Source organism: Listeria grayi DSM 20601 (assembly GCF_000148995.1).
Classification (GTDB): Bacteria; Bacillota; Bacilli; order Lactobacillales; family Listeriaceae; genus Listeria; species Listeria grayi.
The window spans coordinates 477777-493492 of sequence record NZ_GL538353.1; the positions used below are offsets into that span (position 1 = coordinate 477777).

A 15716-nucleotide genomic window follows, 5' to 3' on the forward strand; every position below is an offset into this window, starting at 1 on the left:
TGAACAAAACGAAAAACAACCCTTTTTATTATATTTATACATTTATTTGTTTAAAAATTCATTTTAAGGTAAGCGTTTATAATTGGTTCTTTTCAATAAAACTGCTATACTTACAGAGTAGAAAATCAGGTACAAAGGAGCTGAACGCAAATGAAAAGCGTACTAAAATGGATACTGGTCGTATTCGTCAGTATCATCTTATTACCACTCGCGGTAGTCTTTTTTATTTACAAAAAAGCAAACGGCAAAAAGAAATTCAATCCAGAAGTATTAGATAATTTAGAAGAGGCAGCCAAGGAATATGTTAAAAATAAAGCGCCTCTCTCAGATGTCGATTCCAGATATAAATACATGCGCTTAACTGAAAAAGCATTGCCAGCTGCAAAAGAAATTGAAATCGGCGACGTAGAAGATAAAAAAATCGACGGGCCCGGTGGAAAACTGAATTTGCGAATCTATACACCAACCGATAAAGGACCTTACGACATCATGGTCTATTTCCATGGCGGCGGCTTCGTCGTTGGGAATGTAAAAAGTACTGATGCGATCGCTCGGAATCTCGTGCAAAAAACAGGAATGAAAGTGGTCTCCGTAGATTACCGCTTAGCTCCGGAAAATCCTTTCCCGGCAGCAGTAGAAGATGCTTACAGCGCGCTCCTTTGGGTAGCAAGTCATCCAACTAGCTTGCAAGCTAAATCAGAAGGAATCGTTGTAGCCGGCGATAGCGCTGGTGCCAATCTGGCAGCGGTCACAGCACAGCTTGCGAAGGCAAAAGGCCGACCGGTCATCACAAAACAGATCCTATTATATCCGCCAACAGATATTTTCAGTCGTGACGCATCCGTCCTTTATCCTTCGATGGACGAATTCCAAGACGGTTATGTATTGACGAAAGAATCCTTAGATAAATTTTTCAAATTATATCTTTCTAAAAATACCGAACATAAATACGATCCGCTCGTTGCTCCGATCCGCAGCAAAGATCTCAGTGGTTTGCCAGATACTTTCCTAGTGACCGCTGAATACGATCCATTGCGCGATCAAGGTGAAGCGTATGCTGAAAAATTGAAGAATGCCGGTGTAAAAGTATTTGCAAAACGTTTGGACAAAGTAACGCATGACTTCATGACGACGCCTTCGGAAGCAACGAAGCAGACGTATGAATGGATCAGCGAATTTTTACAAGAAAAATAAAGTATTTGAAAAGGAACCCGAGATTGATCTCGGGTTCCTTTTTTGTGCCCGGATGTTTCTAACCCTGCTAATGTGGTAATAAGACCTAGAGAGAAGGAGGCACAACCATATGTTTCAACGACTTTTACCAAAGACGATCAAAAAATATTTTCAAATGAATCGAAGGCAGCGTCGCTATGAAACGCACCTAACGATCTGGGTCCAGCCGCTTATTTATATTCTGATAACGGGAGCGCTTGTTTCGGTACCACTTGTGATAGATCTGGTGTGGGACATGCCTGATCACGTTAACCAAATGCTGGCAGCTAGCAGTGTCAGCACGAGAACGCTACTGGGTGTTTTAGTAAGTGGGACTTTGCTGATCAGTGCATACACACTCAATTCGATCCTCGTCGTCTTAACGACTTTCAGTTCCGAGTTTACTCCACGGATGCTGCTCAATTTTGTTGCTGATCGAAAAACGCAGCATATCTTAGGGATATTTAACGGTAGCTTTGTTTTTACATTGATCTCCTTTTTATTTGTGACGACGAGTTCCCGCGATACCTTCACCGCCGTTCCGATTTCTTGCGTGATCGTAACACTGTTTACAGCAATCGTATTTATTGGTTTTATTAATCATACGGTTACATGGCTGCAAGTACATAATATTGTGGAGCGGATGAAAAATAACTCGATCGGGATTATGGAGTCCACCATATTAGAAGAATTAGAACCTCATCGTACAGATGATGATAGTTCGCTTTTACCTAAGGAAAATCATCAATCTTTTCACTCGGATACGGCGGGTTACATTGAACTGATCGATTTTTATCAGCTGATCGAGCAAGCGAGAAAAGACGATATCATGCTTGAATTAGAAGCAAAACCGGGGGATTTCGTATTAGAAGGAAGCATTTTATTTTCCTATTGGGGTCCCGGCTGTGATAATGTCGATCAAGAAAGCTACAATACCTTCATCACGATCGGGCATAAACGTTCGGAGATGCAGGACATGGAATACAGTATGGGCAAGTTAAGTGACATGGCGATCAAAGCAATCGGAAATAACGACCCGCATACATTAAAGTCTACCTTTCACAAAATGGCAGAACTACTGATCTATATGGATAAAACGGTCTCTTCCGCGCCATACCTACAGGATAAAGAAAATCAGATTCGCGTCGTTTACAAATTGATCGATTTTAGAAGTTACCTCCATGAAGGTTTTGGGCAAGTTCGCTATTATTTAAATGGCAATTACGTCCTGTTTAATGAATTGTTTTACACCATGGCTGTCGTTATTAAAGTAGTAAATCCTAAACGTTTTGAGGATATTTGGGATTTTATCCAAGAAACGCTAGAGTTTGCCAACAAAGATCATTTTTACCAACAAGATCGGAAAATGATGTTGGATTCTATTCATGAGATTGCTATTTACACAAAGAAGATGGATGCTTATTTGAAGATCAAGACGAAGTTTTTGTAAAGATCAAAAACTTAATTTAGCCGATCAAAGTTATATTTGTTTTTCTTTTTACTTCGCTTTCTCCTCTTTTCTTGATTCGCGAGCTTAGCACCGACAAAATCTTGGATGCCGTCACCTAGAAGAGAGAGGAAAAGGGAGATGAGCCATTCAATGATGATCATGTAGTACCTCCTAGTTGGATACCCCATTGTTTTATAGTGCGCCCCTAAAGTTGGATTTTTTGGTCTAACTTAGGGGTTCACTTCACTTATATCAACAGGGCTTTCATAACCTATCTAGTAAGCACCTTATTTCTTGCGCCATTCTCTCTAATTAGGGAATGGTTTTTTAATATATTTTAAAGGGCCATATTAAAATGTAGGAAAAGGGCCATCGAAAATGTAGGTACATGACAAATCTGATATTCTTTTTCATGAAACTATCCAAGGAGAGTGAATCATGAGAAAAGATGTCTTAGAAGGAGTGTTACTACACATTATGAATGAAATTCATCCTAATTTCGCAGCCCTTGCCAAACAATATAATTGTGATTATCGAACGGTTAAACGCTATTATGAAGCTGGATTGACGGGGGATTTAGATAAGCTTAGAGAGAGAAAACCTTCGGTCCCTCCTTTGCTTCATGGTTTTGAAGAAATTATTCGTGATAAATTAGAATTAAATTGTTCGGCAGCTTCTATCTTTTATTTCTTAGGTAAAAAAGGTTATAAAGGGAGTTATACAACGATTAAACGTTATTGTCGTAAATACCGGGAAGAAAAAGTACAAAAAGCAACGATTCGTATTGAGACCACACCCGGTCTTTCTGCTCAAGTAGATTGGAAAGAAAACGTTAAAATGGTTAGCCGAGACGGTGAAGTGTTTTATTTCAATATTTTTCTCTATATTCTTGGTTACTCAAGAATGAAGTACTTAGAGCTCACTTTTGATCGAACACAACCGACGGTTTTTCAGTGTTTAGTCAATGCCTTTGAATATTGCGGAAACGGTATTCCTCAAGAAATTTGGTTTGACAATATGAAAACCGTTGTCGACCGTAGTAAGAGTCAATTCACACAAACTGTTTTCAATGAAAAATTCCGGCAATTTGCGAAAGATGCTGGATTCCATCCGATTGCTTGTCGTCCTTTTAGACCCCAAACAAAAGGGAAAGTGGAAGCATTAGCCCGAACAGTTGAGCGTTTAATGGTCTTTAATTATGAATTTACAGATGTACAAGAGTTAAAACAGATCATATATGAATTGATGCAAGATCTGAATGGCTCCGTCTCACAAGCCATCCACAACAAACCGACGGTTTTACTAAAGGAAGAGCTTCCCATACTAGCTCCCATCCATCGTTTAGAATTGCTCAGCTATGTTTCTAGAAATAAACGTCTACTGAGAAAGGTATCGATGGAGTCCATGGTTCAATATCAAAATGCTAAATATTCTGTTCCTGTTAAATATATTGGGAAAGAAGTGACGTTAGATATTCGTAGGGACAATCTATTTGTTTGGTATGGGGATAAATGTATTCGAACCCATCCTATAAGTGAAAAAGCGCTTAATTATCAACGCGAAGACTCGCTTGAAATTTTGCGTTCCGATGTATTTAAATATTTAGAAGATGAAGAATTAGAGCGATTTGTCGATGATAATTTACATGCATATGACGATCTATAAGGAGGAAATGATGTCCCATTACCATCAATTGTTAAATCAACTAAACGAATTGAATTTATCTTGCATGAAAGAAAATCTACCTGCCCATTTAGATGAGGTTGCCAAAAGTGATAAATCGCTTGTAGACTCTTTATTCGAGCTCACCCAACAAGAAATTAGTTATCGTAAAAAAGAAAGTCAAAAAAAGGTATTAAAGCGTGCAATGTTCCCCTACCACAAACGACTCCATGATTTCAATTTTGATTTTCAACCAAGGATAAAAAAGAAGGAAATGCAGGATTTATTAACATTACGCTTTTTAGACACATATGACAATATTCTCTTTATTGGAAATAGTGGTGTTGGAAAGACCCATTTAGCCGTTTCAATTGGATTAGAATGTATCGATCGTGGTTTAAGTTGTTTGTTCATTACGAGCACTGAATTAGTGAATCGTTTGATCCGCGCTCACAAGCGCGGAACTAGCGAAACGATGCTAAAAAAATATTCGGGTTATTCGGTGTTGATTATCGACGAAGTCGGCTATTTACCTTTCTCCAAAGAAGGTTCCAACTTACTTTTTCAGCTGATTAATATGCGGTATGAAAGAAAATCTACGATTGTTACAACCAATATCCCACTATCCCAGTGGTCCGAAATATTTGGAAACAAGAAGCTTACCAACGCGCTACTGGACCGGTTGGTCCATCACTCTAAATTGATCCAAATTACGGGGCCCTCTTATAGAATGAAGAGTTATAGCGAAAACAAAGAGGTGAAATCGTAAAAACGTTTAAACGATTTTCACCTACATTTTCAGTGGCCTAAAACCAACATTTTAATATGGCCCTTGACACCATGTTAAATCATCCTTTTTTACTTTTACTATACACACATGGATTGTATCTGTCGATAGATATTTGATACACTACATCTATAGATAAAATTCATTATAATCAGAGGTGGAAATTTTGAATAAGTATATATATTTTGTTTGCCAAATTGTTTGGGGTATTCTGCTTCTCATTTATGTACATTTTATTACAGATAAGTCCCTTTATTTTTTCTATGGGGGGATGGTGGTCTATCTAGTAATTAGTTATTTACTAAATAAGACACAGAGAAAGAAAACAGTTTGATAGTAAGTAGATAAACCGCCTTGCCTAATTGGCAGGGCTTTTTTATTACAAATAAGCAGGTGTAAGTACCTAAAAAATTTATTTTTAGTATACCAATATTTTGAATTCATCCAGTTTTCTAGTCGTTTAAGACAAAATATAGACCTTTCAGGACATTTAGAACAATTAAAAGTCTTTTTTTTTGTTACAATTATTATGTTGGCTAACAAGTCATCATACAAAAATAGAAAGAGGGAGAAGATTTTGAAAAATAGTATTAAATTATTGTTGGCATTTGTAATCGCTTTCGGCTCATTTAGTTTGTTCAATACCGCTAATATTGTAAAGGCTGATACGGTTAATGTTGTTGTTGAAGACGATGCAAATGTAGATGATACGGGTGTCGGAGAACCCATTTATTACAAGGGGAGTACAATTGATGAGGTTCAGCTAGAAATCGAAGCAATGTACAATAATGTTGAAGTAGAAAAAAGTAACAATATTGTCTTAAAAGCAGCTAAAAGCAAAAAATGGAAAGCATCTAAAAAGGTTTATGATAATAACGGAGGTTACTACATCACTACTTACTTTTGGTTGACTAAAAGTGATATGAGTGGTTACAATATGGTTAGTCGAGCAGAGCAAAGTGCTGTCAAAAAGAAATACAAAAAGATAGAAAGTAAATACGAGTACAAAATGTCGACTAAACAACACATCGGGTATACAAACTTACAAACTCAAGGCTATGCTACAATTAGTGCATCAGCAAAATGCTACTCTAGACGGTAAACTCTTAATAGAGGAGGGGTTATACATGGAAACCATAGGCATGATTTTATTCGGAGTAATCATAATTGCTTTATTGTTCTTTACTTCTATAGTAAGAGGAAATGCTTGGAAAGGTTTTTTAGATAAGCTTTCTGGCAAGGATAACAATAAAGATTAAACTAGATATGATGACGAGTATTGATTTATACTTTTAGTGCAAGCTGATTTTTTGTTTTTCAGCTTATCTTTTTTATGTCTAACTACTTATTGATGACAAGAGCGTTTATTTGTTGTTGCTAGGAGAAGATAGCCTTTGATGACATTTTGGAAGTGTATTAAAAAAAAGAGGGGGCGAAAAACGCCCCCGAAATTTATTTATTAGAATAGATTACCATAGTCCCTTTTTAGTTTAGCTTGTTTTTTCAAATCATTCCCCCAAATCTGAACGTATCTCTTCGTTACTTCGAGGGAGGAATGACCCAAAAGAGAAGCAAGAGAAAAGGCGTCCATGCCACTAAGAATTGCATTTTTCGCATAGGTGCGTCTACATACGTGAGGACTAACTTGTTTTCTTAACTGACACATACGCCCAGCATTCCGTAAACTTTCTTGGAAGGAATACTTTGTATACTTGGTTCCGTCTTGTATGATGAATAAATATTGGTGGTTACACTCTCCACGAATAGAGATATAGGAGTTTAATTTCTGTTTCATCGACTTAGAAATGTATACAATCCTTTGGGTAAGATTTTTAGTTTCTACCACTACTATATAATCGTCATGTATGTCAGGAACTTTAATATTGATTGCTTCCGATATTCGTAAACCTGTATCTAGTAGTAACTGAAACAAAACCAAATCTCTGAAAGCTGTAAATGTTTCTTTTCGTTTGTAATAATTAGCTATCTTTTTTATTTCATTAGCTTCAAGTGTTTTTCTTATTTCTTCTCTTTGCCTAAGCAAACTGAAATCAGCAACAGGATTCACTTTAATGTATTTCTTACTAAATAAATAATTGTAAAATGCTTTAAAAGCCTTTATTTTGCTATTGATACTTGTCACTTTTAATGATTTTTTCCAATACATAACAATATCTTCCAAATCTCTTTGACTTAATTCTGATAATGGCTTATCTAGGTCAACTTTTACCTTGTCCCTGTTTAATACGTTAAAAATGTCAAGATAGTATTTTATTGTGGTCTCTCTAACGTTCTTTAACCTCCTGCTTCTAATAAAATCTTCAATAAGAAAATCATCATCATACCTCACAACCTTATTAATGATGCTTTTTTCCGCTTCTGTCAGTTTCCTCCGTCTTACCATATTTTCTACCTCCTATCAGTACCTCATTAGGCAACCTCATTAAGCCACCCCACTAGGCTAACCCACTAGGCTAGTTACCAATTATGCCTACCTACTTACAAGGAGAAGAAAAAAAGAAAAACCCCTAGAACCTCTAAGAGTTTTCATACTTTATATACGGCCGAGAGGACTTGAACCTCCACGGGTTTTACCCCACTAGGCCCTCAACCTAGCGCGTCTGCCGATTCCGCCACGACCGCGTTGTTTTAGTGCGTGAAATTCACGCGTAACGTTATTATAACTAGCTTCGATAATAATTGTCAAGCCGGATTTCTACTAAAATAATCCGCAATAATGATATCTCTCGTGCTATAATAAACGAATAAATAATAACGAAAAGTGGTTGGCATAGATGTATTATTATGGATATATTCTTTTTTTTGGTGCTTTAGGTGGCATGGCGCGGTATGGGGTGAGTGTTATCGTTCCTGACGGGCTATTTCCGTGGCATACGCTGATCGTTAATCTGGTTGGCAGCTTTTTATTGGGGTTTGCGGTTTCTTATCTGCAATCGCGAAAAATATTTTCGCAGGCGTTTATTTCCGGGATCGGAACAGGATTTATCGGAACGTTTACGACGTTTTCTACATTTAGCATGGAGACGATCCAGCTGCTTGAGGCAGGTCATGTGGCGTTAGCAATGACTTATGGGATCATCAGCGCTGTTGCGGGACTAGTGCTGGCGTTTTATGGTTTTTCAATAAGTGCACGGTTGCAGAGAAGGAGGACGCTCCATGTGGATTAACTTTTTAGTGGTGGCAGCAGGAAGCAGTATCGGGGCGGTCGGGCGCTATGTCTTATCGTTGCTTGTTAAGGCGAACTGGCGGTTTGCTTTTCCCTTGGGAACGTTTTTGATCAATATGATCGGTGCGACGTTGCTAGGCTATTTGACGGCGATAGCAGTCCCAGCACATTGGCGGTTGTTTATCGGAACGGGGATCATCGCGGGTTTTACGACATTTTCGACGTTTCAAGTCGATCTAGTGGAACTGTTCCGCAATCGGAAAATAGGGAATATGGTGAGTTATGCACTTCTTACTTATGGCGGCGGACTAGCAGCGGTCTTGTTTGGGTTGTGGCTGGGAAAGTAAGCTGATGATGAAGTAGCGGCGATATTGTTTTTGATTATTATATGATATGATAATGACAGAATAAATTGAGATAGGTGACGAAATGGAGTATTGTGTACAGACGAAAAACGCGCTGGAAACGATCCAGTTTGCGGAAAAAATAGCTGGACATTTAAAGCGGCAGGATCTGATCTTGCTGGAAGGTGATCTTGGCGCGGGGAAGACGACATTTACAAAAGGTCTTGCAGAAGGTCTTGGTATCAGCCAAATGGTCAAAAGTCCGACGTTTACGATATTACGGGAATACCGATCGGGGAAACTGCCCCTATATCATTTGGACGTTTATCGGCTGGAAGAAGCTGGCAGCGATGACCTGGGGATCGAGGAATATATCGAGGGCGACGGTGTTGCTGTCGTGGAATGGGCGCACTTTATTCGTGACATTCTACCTCCTGATTATTTGGAAATAACGATCACGCGGGTGAGCGATGAGGTGCGCGATATTGTTCTGAAGCCGGTGGGGAACCGCTATGAGGCGTTATGTGCGGAGGTGATGAAATGATTTTAGGAATCGATACAGCAACGGATACGATGAGTGTCGCGGTTGGGAATGCGTCGGGAATATTAGGCGAGCTCACGACCAATTTAAAGAAAAATCACAGTGTTCGGCTGATGCCGGCGATTGAACAGTTATTGGAAGAATGTGGCATTGCGGTTGCTGACTTGAAGAAAATTGCTGTTTCGAGTGGTCCGGGATCGTATACAGGGCTTCGGATCGGAGTGACAGTTGCGAAGACACTTGCTTGGGACCGGCAGATCCCTATCGTGGGCATTTCGTCATTAGCTGCGATTGCAGGTAATTTTTCCTTCGCCACGGAGCCAGTAGTGCCATTGATCGATGCACGGCGCGGAAATGTATATGGAGCGGTTTATCAGCAAGGGAAGAGTGTATTTTCCGATCAGCATATCGCTTTGGAGGAACTACTTGCTCACATCTCGGACCGGGCGATCATCGTTGGGGACATTTCTCCTGTTTTAAAGGAACGTATCAGCGAGCGGCTGGGGGATCGGGCGATTTTTGCATCGGTCGATTTGAACTTTGCACGAGCTAGTACATTAGTAAAACTCGCTTTGAATGAAGCTGGCGAGAATGCCATGCAGTTTGTGCCAACTTATTTGAAGCTTGCGGAGGCGGAAAGCAAGTGGCTGGAAGCGAGGGAAAACAAGTGAACGAGTCGGGAAAAGTAGTTCTGCGTAATGCGGAACTGGAAGATTTACCCGGTATTCTACGTGTTGAAAAAGCGGCATTTACTTCGCCATGGACGGAAACGGCTTTTCGCAATGAACTGGTATTGAATGAATTTGCGGCTTATATCGTCATCGAATTGGACGCGGTCATTATCGGCTATGCGGGGATCTGGCTGATCTTAGATGAAGGGCACATCACCAATATTGCGATTCATCCCGAACAGCAAGGCAATCATTATGGCGAGCTGTTGCTGCGGGAATTGATGCAGCAGGCGGAAATGGCTGGTGTCACACACATGACGTTAGAAGTTCGCGTGAGTAATCAGAAAGCACAAAATTTATATAAAAAGTTGCATTTCGAACCCGGAGCGATCCGTAAGAATTATTATCCGGACAATCACGAAAATGCACTAGTAATGTGGGTGGATCTATAATGACAAAAGACAAGTATATTTTAGGAATCGAGTCAAGCTGTGATGAAACAGCTGCAGCAGTGGTGAAAAATGGTACGGAGATCCTTTCAAATATTGTCGCCTCGCAGATCGAGAGCCATAAACGTTTTGGCGGTGTGGTTCCTGAGATCGCATCGCGGCATCATGTCGAGCAGATCACGATTGTGATCGAAGCCGCATTGACAGAAGCAGGTGTGACGATCGATGAAGTTACAGCAATCGCTGTGACGGAGGGGCCGGGATTAGTCGGGGCATTACTTATCGGGGTAAATGCTGCGAAGGCGTTAGCATTTGCTCATCAAAAACCACTTATCGGTGTTCACCATATCGCCGGACATATCTATGCCAATCGTTTGGTGGCGGCTTTGAAATTTCCGCTGCTTGCCTTGGTAGTGAGTGGTGGACATACGGAACTTGTTTTGATGAAAGAAGATTATTCCTTTGACGTGATCGGTGAAACACGTGATGATGCAGCCGGCGAAGCCTATGATAAAGTAGCTCGGACACTTGGCTTGGCTTATCCCGGCGGTGTGCAGATCGATCGTTTAGCAAAGGAAGGCGAAGCTGTTTTTCCTTTTCCCAGAGCGATGATTCGGGAAGATAACTATGATTTCAGTTTTAGCGGTTTAAAATCAGCGTTCATCAATCAAGTGCATAATATGCGCCAACGTGGTGAGACACTTAACAACGCAGATTTTGCGGCAAGTTTCCAAGCGAGTGTGGTAGAAGTATTAGTAACGAAAACCATGCGAGCGGTACAACATTATGGCGTCAAACAATTATTATTAGCGGGCGGTGTAGCTGCGAATCAAGGACTTCGAGCTGGTTTGGAAGCTGCTTTTGAAGCGTTGCCGGAAGTAGAACTGGTCATTCCGCCATTATCGCTTTGCGGGGATAATGCGGCAATGATCGCAGCGGCAGGAACAATTGCTTATGAACAAGGCAAACGGAGTGGCTTGGCACTGAATGCCGATCCAAGTTTGGAATTAGAAAAATAAAAACAGCTGGCACGCTAGCCAGCTGTTTTTTTCTATTCCAGATTTTCACTAACCTCTTCCCATTCTTCCATCCATTTTTCTGCTGCTTGTTTCTGCTGTTCTAATTGCGTGTTGACCTCATATACTTTTTCGTGGTCTTGATAAACAGTAGGTTCTGTAAGCAAGCTTTCCAATTCGGAAATTTGGGCTTCCGTTTTTTCTAATTCTTTTTCAATCTCTGTTAAGCGCCGCTCTAATTTTCGCCGTTGCTTCTGCTGCTCTTTATCTTGCTGATAGCTATTTTTGGCTGGACTGCTGCTAGTTGGAAGCGGGGCAGACGGGTTTTGTTTCGCTGCTTCCTCGGCATCTAAGCGGGCGATCTCCTCTGCCTCGGCTAGTTTTTGCAAGTAATAATCATAATCGCCTAAATATGTCGTCGCGCCATCAGGAGCCATTTCCAATACTTTTGAAGCGATTCGGTTGATAAAATAGCGGTCATGCGAAACGAATAAAATCGTTCCCTCAAATTGGATCAGTGCAGCTTCCAATACTTCCTTGCTATCGATATCCAGGTGGTTGGTCGGTTCATCTAAGATCAACACATTAGCACCAAGTAGCGTCAGCTTCGATAATGCCAGCCGTGCTTTCTCACCGCCGCTTAGGCTATAGACCAGTTTGCTGCAGTCTTCCTCAGAAAATAGAAAATTGCCTAAGCATGTCCGAACAGCTTGTTCGGTCATATCGGGGAAATCGTCCCATAATTCTTGGAGCACAGTTTTATTGGAGGAAAGATTGGTTTGTTCTTGATCGTAATAGCCGATCTGAACGCCGGAACCAAATTCAAAGTCGCCGTATAATGGCGGCAATTTTTCGATCAACGTTTTTAAAAGGGTGGTTTTGCCGATACCATTGGGACCGACGATCGCCACACTGTCGGGACGTTTGACTTCAAACTGGATATGCTGAGCGATCGGTTGCTCTTTTTGATACCCAATCGCCAGATCGTATGTTGATAACACATCTTTTCCAGTAGGTTTGGAAAAATGGAAACCAAAATGTGCCGATTTCTCACTGCCTTCTGGCCGATCGATTCGGTCGAGTTTTTCTAATTGTTTTCTTCTGCTTTGCGCGCGTTTTGTCGTAGAAGCACGGACGATATTGCGGGCAACGAAATCTTCGAGTTTCGCGATTTTCTTTTGTTGCATATCGAATTCTTTCCATTCTTTTTCGAGCTTGGCTTGTTTTTGAACCAAGAACTGGCTGTAGTTGCCGACAAAACGGTCGATTTTCGTGCGACTGATCTCATAAACTTGGTTGACGACTTTATCTAAGAAATAACGGTCATGCGAAACGATGACCAATGCGCCCTGATAATTCTGCAGATAGTTTTCCAGCCATGTTAGCGTATCGATGTCCAAATGGTTGGTCGGTTCATCGAGAATAAGGATATCTTGCTTGGAAAGCAACAATTTCGCTAGGGAAAGCCGTGTTTTTTGACCACCGCTCAGGGATTGGATCGGTTTCTCATAATCTGCTTCATAAAAGCGGAAACCATGCAGGATCGAACGGATATCGGCTTCGTATTGATAACCGCCTTGTTCTTTGAAGTTATGCTGCAGTTCATCATATTGCTTCAAAAGCGATTGGAATTGCGCTTCGTTGGAAATAATCTCCGGATCGGCGATTTTCAATTCGATCTCGCGCAGCTGTCGTTCCATTTGCTGTAACTCAGTAAAAACGGTGAGCATCTCTGCCCAGATCGTTCGTTCTGATTCTAGGGGTGTGCTTTGTGCCAAATAACCGATCTTCACCTGTTTTGGTTTGGAGATCGTCCCCCCGTCATAACTCAGTTCGCCAGCGATGATTTTTAGCAGGGTGGATTTCCCAGCACCATTGCGGCCGACTAATGCAATTCGATCATTTGTTTTTACTTCTAATTTTATATTATCTAGGATTATTTCTGCCCCGAAATATTTGCTGATTTGCTGTACTTGTAATAAAATCATGATTTCTCTCCTCTAACTTACTACTTTTAGTTTAGCTCAAAGAATTAGCAAAGGCAACGTGCGACTATCAAAATTCTTTTCACGTATTATATTTTTGTGAAAATTTGTGATTTCTTTTGTGAATTTTTATGGTAAAATGATGTCTAACGGCTTTTTGTTAGTTTTTTGAAAAATCATGAGCAAAAAGTTTGTGCATTCTTTGTGAAATGTTTATAGTATAAAAGCAAGCATGTGAAAATGAGAGCAGTTATCTGCAGATCTTTAAGAAGTGCTTCGGTTCAATTAGCAAAATTTTCAAGGAAGAAGGGAAAAGTTAAGATGGAGGAAAATACAAAAATTCCACAAGCAACAGCAAAACGCTTGCCATTATATCATCGTTATTTAAAATATCTACATGAGTCTGGTAAAGAGCGCGTATCATCTGCTGAATTAAGTGAGGCAGTGAAAGTAGATTCTGCAACCATTCGTCGTGATTTCTCCTATTTTGGAGCACTTGGAAAGAAAGGTTATGGCTATAATGTAGCGTATATCCTCGATTTCTTCAGTAAAACGCTAAGTCAAGATAAACAAACTAACGTTGCTATCATTGGAGTAGGGAACTTAGGAATGGCGCTCCTGCATTACAACTTCATGAAAAACAATAATATCAAGATCGCCGCTGCTTTTGATGTCGATGCTGATAAAGTAGGCACGATCCAACAAGATATACCAATTTATCATTTAAATGATATGGAAGAAACATTACGCGAAAACAATGTGGAGGTCGTGATTTTGACAGTACCGTCAAGTGAAGCGCAAGCCACAGTGGATAAATTGTTAGAAGCAGATGTAAAGGGGATCTTGAACTTTACACCAGCTCGTATCAGTGTACCAAAACACGTTCGTGTCCATCACATTGATCTAACGACAGAATTACAAACACTTATTTACTTCTTGGAAAACTATCCGCAAAATAAATAAGTAAATAAAAACTGCCGGAAAGCAAAATACTTTTCCGGCAGTTTTTTTATTTTTTACGATTGAATAAGGCGATGAAGATAAACCGTGCACCAGTGACAAAATCAATGGCTGCCATCGCCATGATGACATAAGCGAGAATCGTCCAGCCGCTATCATTTACCTGTTCCACAGCAAAGACCACAAATACAATGCCGAGAACGATATAAAGCAATCCCTGGAAAATCGATTTATTTGCATTCATAACTTAGGAAACACCACCTAAAGAAAATAGTAGAACGATCGCATTCATGATCATATGCGCAAAAATGGTGACAGTGATCCGCTTTGTTTTCGTATATAGGAAACAAAGAATCAAACCGATGGAAAAGTAAACCAGCAGAAATGGAAGGTCACCATGCCCAAGGGCGAAAAACAAAGAGCTGATTACCGCTGCCACATGGATATTCATCCAATTGGTGAGACCACCGAATAATACTTTCCGAAAAACGATTTCTTCAATGACCGGCGCAATAAGTGTGATAAACACGAATAAGACTGGTGCCTGTTTCGTCAAAGATGTCAGCATTTCCGTATTTGCCGAGCCAGCAGGGGTATCCATAAACAACTGCGTGATCAAACCGGCAACTACTTGTCCGGCAAAGAGTATCAGAACGCCTGATACAGCCCAAACTACGCTCATACCAACGCTTGCCTTGGTTCCTCGAAGTACTTTATCAGTTGCCGGTTGTTTGCGAAGTAGCAGCCAGATGACAAATAATGTGATCAGATTCGCCACAATATTCCAGATGACAACACTTTGGTTGAAAGCCTGCTTACCCGCTAACGTGGTGAAATGAAGAACCAGCCCGTGTACGATCGGGATACCGACAATGCCGGATAAAAAATTAATTACATAAACCACTAAAACCCAAAAATATCTTTTAGACAAAAAATCGCTTCCTTCTAGCTAAACTTAAATATTCAAGAACTATTACGTTTTATTGTACTAATTATTGGTACAACAAGCAATTATAAAAAAACGCCAAAAATTTTTTTAGTAGTTTTTGCTTGCATTCCTTACCATTTTTGACTATTATAATATTGTGTTAGCACTCAAAACGTTAGAGTGCTAAAAATAGAAACTATCACTATGAGGAGGTTATTTACATTGTTAAGACCATTAGGAGATCGTGTCGTTATTGAAGTACTTGAAGCAGAAGAAAAAACTGCAAGCGGTATCGTGTTGCCGGATTCAGCAAAGGAAAAGCCACAAGAGGGCAAAGTAATCGCAGTAGGAAATGGCAAAGTACTAGAAAACGGAACTAAACAAGAACTAGAGGTAGCAGTAAATGATCGCATTATCTTCTCTAAGTATTCTGGTACAGAAGTAACGTATGACGGCAAAGATTATTTGATTATCCGCGAGGACGATATTTTAGCAATTGTTTAATCTAAGATAAAATGGAGGGA

At 40.2% G+C, this 15716-nt stretch carries 19 protein-coding genes and 1 tRNA gene; 14 read left to right on the top strand and 6 right to left on the bottom strand.

The features are described 5' to 3' along the window. Positions 1 to 150: 150 nt before the first annotated feature. Complete coding sequence (locus HMPREF0556_RS09790; protein WP_003758137.1) at positions 151 to 1194, top strand: alpha/beta hydrolase; 1044 nt, start codon at positions 151 to 153, stop codon at positions 1192 to 1194. A 109-nt stretch (positions 1195 to 1303) separates the two neighbouring features. Beyond that, positions 1304 to 2662, top strand: coding sequence for a DUF2254 domain-containing protein (locus HMPREF0556_RS09795; RefSeq protein ID WP_003758140.1), 1359 nt, complete (start codon positions 1304 to 1306; stop codon positions 2660 to 2662). A gap of 11 nt (positions 2663 to 2673) precedes the next feature. On the opposite strand, the gene HMPREF0556_RS13450 is transcribed toward HMPREF0556_RS09795, so the two are convergent. Further along, positions 2674 to 2823 carry a hypothetical protein gene (locus HMPREF0556_RS13450; protein ID WP_003758142.1) on the bottom strand — a complete coding sequence of 50 codons (150 nt, stop codon included), beginning with the start codon at positions 2821 to 2823 and terminating at the stop codon, positions 2674 to 2676. A 277-nt stretch (positions 2824 to 3100) separates the two neighbouring features. Here HMPREF0556_RS13450 and istA point away from each other — a divergent pair, with 277 nt between their 5' ends. The 4 genes from istA (at position 3101) to HMPREF0556_RS13695 (ending at position 6370) form a co-directional block, all read left to right on the top strand. Then, complete coding sequence (istA, locus tag HMPREF0556_RS09800; RefSeq protein WP_003755396.1) at positions 3101 to 4327, top strand: IS21 family transposase; 1227 nt, start codon at positions 3101 to 3103, stop codon at positions 4325 to 4327. A gap of 10 nt (positions 4328 to 4337) precedes the next feature. Then, positions 4338 to 5093 carry an IS21-like element helper ATPase IstB gene (gene istB, locus HMPREF0556_RS09805; RefSeq protein ID WP_013315180.1) on the top strand — a complete coding sequence of 252 codons (756 nt, stop codon included), beginning with the start codon at positions 4338 to 4340 and terminating at the stop codon, positions 5091 to 5093. Between the two features lie 595 nt (positions 5094 to 5688). After that, a complete protein-coding gene (locus HMPREF0556_RS09810) occupies positions 5689 to 6213 on the top strand; it encodes a hypothetical protein (protein ID WP_040486735.1) in 525 nt (174 codons plus the stop codon). A gap of 25 nt (positions 6214 to 6238) precedes the next feature. Next, complete coding sequence (locus HMPREF0556_RS13695; protein ID WP_003758148.1) at positions 6239 to 6370, top strand: hypothetical protein; 132 nt, start codon at positions 6239 to 6241, stop codon at positions 6368 to 6370. 200 nt (positions 6371 to 6570) lie between these two features. Here HMPREF0556_RS13695 and HMPREF0556_RS09815 read toward each other — a convergent pair whose 3' ends face one another. Both HMPREF0556_RS09815 and HMPREF0556_RS09820 read right to left on the bottom strand, forming a co-directional pair. Then, entirely contained in the window at positions 6571 to 7515 is a 945-nt protein-coding gene (locus HMPREF0556_RS09815) for a tyrosine-type recombinase/integrase (protein WP_003758151.1), read from the bottom strand. 155 nt (positions 7516 to 7670) lie between these two features. After that, positions 7671 to 7754 (bottom strand) — tRNA-Leu (locus HMPREF0556_RS09820). A 152-nt stretch (positions 7755 to 7906) separates the two neighbouring features. Here HMPREF0556_RS09820 and HMPREF0556_RS09825 point away from each other — a divergent pair. The 6 genes from HMPREF0556_RS09825 (at position 7907) to tsaD (ending at position 11322) form a co-directional block, all read left to right on the top strand. Beyond that, positions 7907 to 8299: a fluoride efflux transporter FluC gene (locus tag HMPREF0556_RS09825; protein WP_003758152.1), complete on the top strand. Its 393-nt coding sequence runs from the start codon at positions 7907 to 7909 to the stop codon at positions 8297 to 8299. Continuing rightward, positions 8289 to 8645 (top strand): fluoride efflux transporter CrcB, encoded by a 357-nt coding sequence (gene crcB, locus HMPREF0556_RS09830; protein WP_003758153.1) that lies wholly within the window; start codon positions 8289 to 8291, stop codon positions 8643 to 8645. Before HMPREF0556_RS09825 ends, crcB begins: the two co-directional genes overlap by 11 nt. An 82-nt stretch (positions 8646 to 8727) precedes the next feature. After that, positions 8728 to 9186, top strand: a complete 459-nt coding sequence (tsaE, locus tag HMPREF0556_RS09835) for a tRNA (adenosine(37)-N6)-threonylcarbamoyltransferase complex ATPase subunit type 1 TsaE (RefSeq protein ID WP_003758155.1) — start codon at positions 8728 to 8730, stop codon at positions 9184 to 9186. Further along, a complete protein-coding gene (gene tsaB, locus HMPREF0556_RS09840; RefSeq protein WP_003758157.1) occupies positions 9183 to 9854 on the top strand; it encodes a tRNA (adenosine(37)-N6)-threonylcarbamoyltransferase complex dimerization subunit type 1 TsaB in 672 nt (223 codons plus the stop codon). Before tsaE ends, tsaB begins: the two co-directional genes overlap by 4 nt. Then, on the top strand, positions 9827 to 10306 hold the full coding sequence (rimI, locus tag HMPREF0556_RS09845) for a ribosomal protein S18-alanine N-acetyltransferase (RefSeq protein ID WP_003758159.1): 480 nt from the start codon (positions 9827 to 9829) through the stop codon (positions 10304 to 10306). The genes tsaB and rimI overlap by 28 nt, the downstream gene beginning before the upstream one ends. Continuing rightward, positions 10306 to 11322 carry a tRNA (adenosine(37)-N6)-threonylcarbamoyltransferase complex transferase subunit TsaD gene (gene tsaD / locus HMPREF0556_RS09850; protein ID WP_003758161.1) on the top strand — a complete coding sequence of 339 codons (1017 nt, stop codon included), beginning with the start codon at positions 10306 to 10308 and terminating at the stop codon, positions 11320 to 11322. Before rimI ends, tsaD begins: the two co-directional genes overlap by 1 nt. 32 nt (positions 11323 to 11354) lie before the next feature. On the opposite strand, the gene HMPREF0556_RS09855 is transcribed toward tsaD, so the two are convergent. Beyond that, a complete protein-coding gene (locus HMPREF0556_RS09855) occupies positions 11355 to 13307 on the bottom strand; it encodes an ABC-F family ATP-binding cassette domain-containing protein (RefSeq protein WP_003758163.1) in 1953 nt (650 codons plus the stop codon). Positions 13308 to 13625: 318 nt separating this feature from the next. Here HMPREF0556_RS09855 and HMPREF0556_RS09860 point away from each other — a divergent pair, with 318 nt between their 5' ends. After that, a complete protein-coding gene (locus HMPREF0556_RS09860; protein ID WP_036104659.1) occupies positions 13626 to 14267 on the top strand; it encodes a redox-sensing transcriptional repressor Rex in 642 nt (213 codons plus the stop codon). Positions 14268 to 14313: 46 nt separating this feature from the next. On the opposite strand, the gene HMPREF0556_RS09865 is transcribed toward HMPREF0556_RS09860, so the two are convergent. Then, positions 14314 to 14508, bottom strand: a complete 195-nt coding sequence (locus tag HMPREF0556_RS09865) for a YdiK family protein (RefSeq protein WP_003758166.1) — start codon at positions 14506 to 14508, stop codon at positions 14314 to 14316. A gap of 3 nt (positions 14509 to 14511) precedes the next feature. Continuing rightward, complete coding sequence (locus HMPREF0556_RS09870; RefSeq protein WP_003758167.1) at positions 14512 to 15195, bottom strand: CPBP family intramembrane glutamic endopeptidase; 684 nt, start codon at positions 15193 to 15195, stop codon at positions 14512 to 14514. Between the two features lie 219 nt (positions 15196 to 15414). On the opposite strand from HMPREF0556_RS09870, the gene groES reads away from it, so the two are divergent. After that, positions 15415 to 15696 carry a co-chaperone GroES gene (gene groES / locus HMPREF0556_RS09875; protein WP_036104647.1) on the top strand — a complete coding sequence of 94 codons (282 nt, stop codon included), beginning with the start codon at positions 15415 to 15417 and terminating at the stop codon, positions 15694 to 15696. The last annotated feature ends 20 nt before the right edge of the window (positions 15697 to 15716 follow it).

Coding starts and splice junctions, on each gene's coding strand:
- crcB (WP_003758153.1), top strand. CDS start 8,289: ATGTGGATTAACTTTTTAGTGGTGGCAGCAGGAAGCAGTATCGGGGCG.
- HMPREF0556_RS13695 (WP_003758148.1), top strand. CDS start 6,239: ATGGAAACCATAGGCATGATTTTATTCGGAGTAATCATAATTGCTTTA.
- tsaB (WP_003758157.1), top strand. CDS start 9,183: ATGATTTTAGGAATCGATACAGCAACGGATACGATGAGTGTCGCGGTT.
- istB (WP_013315180.1), top strand. CDS start 4,338: ATGTCCCATTACCATCAATTGTTAAATCAACTAAACGAATTGAATTTA.
- HMPREF0556_RS09795 (WP_003758140.1), top strand. CDS start 1,304: ATGTTTCAACGACTTTTACCAAAGACGATCAAAAAATATTTTCAAATG.
- tsaE (WP_003758155.1), top strand. CDS start 8,728: ATGGAGTATTGTGTACAGACGAAAAACGCGCTGGAAACGATCCAGTTT.
- HMPREF0556_RS09865 (WP_003758166.1), bottom strand. CDS start 14,508: ATGAATGCAAATAAATCGATTTTCCAGGGATTGCTTTATATCGTTCTC.
- istA (WP_003755396.1), top strand. CDS start 3,101: ATGAGAAAAGATGTCTTAGAAGGAGTGTTACTACACATTATGAATGAA.
- HMPREF0556_RS09815 (WP_003758151.1), bottom strand. CDS start 7,515: ATGGTAAGACGGAGGAAACTGACAGAAGCGGAAAAAAGCATCATTAAT.
- HMPREF0556_RS09790 (WP_003758137.1), top strand. CDS start 151: ATGAAAAGCGTACTAAAATGGATACTGGTCGTATTCGTCAGTATCATC.
- HMPREF0556_RS09855 (WP_003758163.1), bottom strand. CDS start 13,307: ATGATTTTATTACAAGTACAGCAAATCAGCAAATATTTCGGGGCAGAA.
- HMPREF0556_RS09860 (WP_036104659.1), top strand. CDS start 13,626: ATGGAGGAAAATACAAAAATTCCACAAGCAACAGCAAAACGCTTGCCA.
- tsaD (WP_003758161.1), top strand. CDS start 10,306: ATGACAAAAGACAAGTATATTTTAGGAATCGAGTCAAGCTGTGATGAA.
- HMPREF0556_RS13450 (WP_003758142.1), bottom strand. CDS start 2,823: ATGATCATCATTGAATGGCTCATCTCCCTTTTCCTCTCTCTTCTAGGT.
- HMPREF0556_RS09825 (WP_003758152.1), top strand. CDS start 7,907: ATGTATTATTATGGATATATTCTTTTTTTTGGTGCTTTAGGTGGCATG.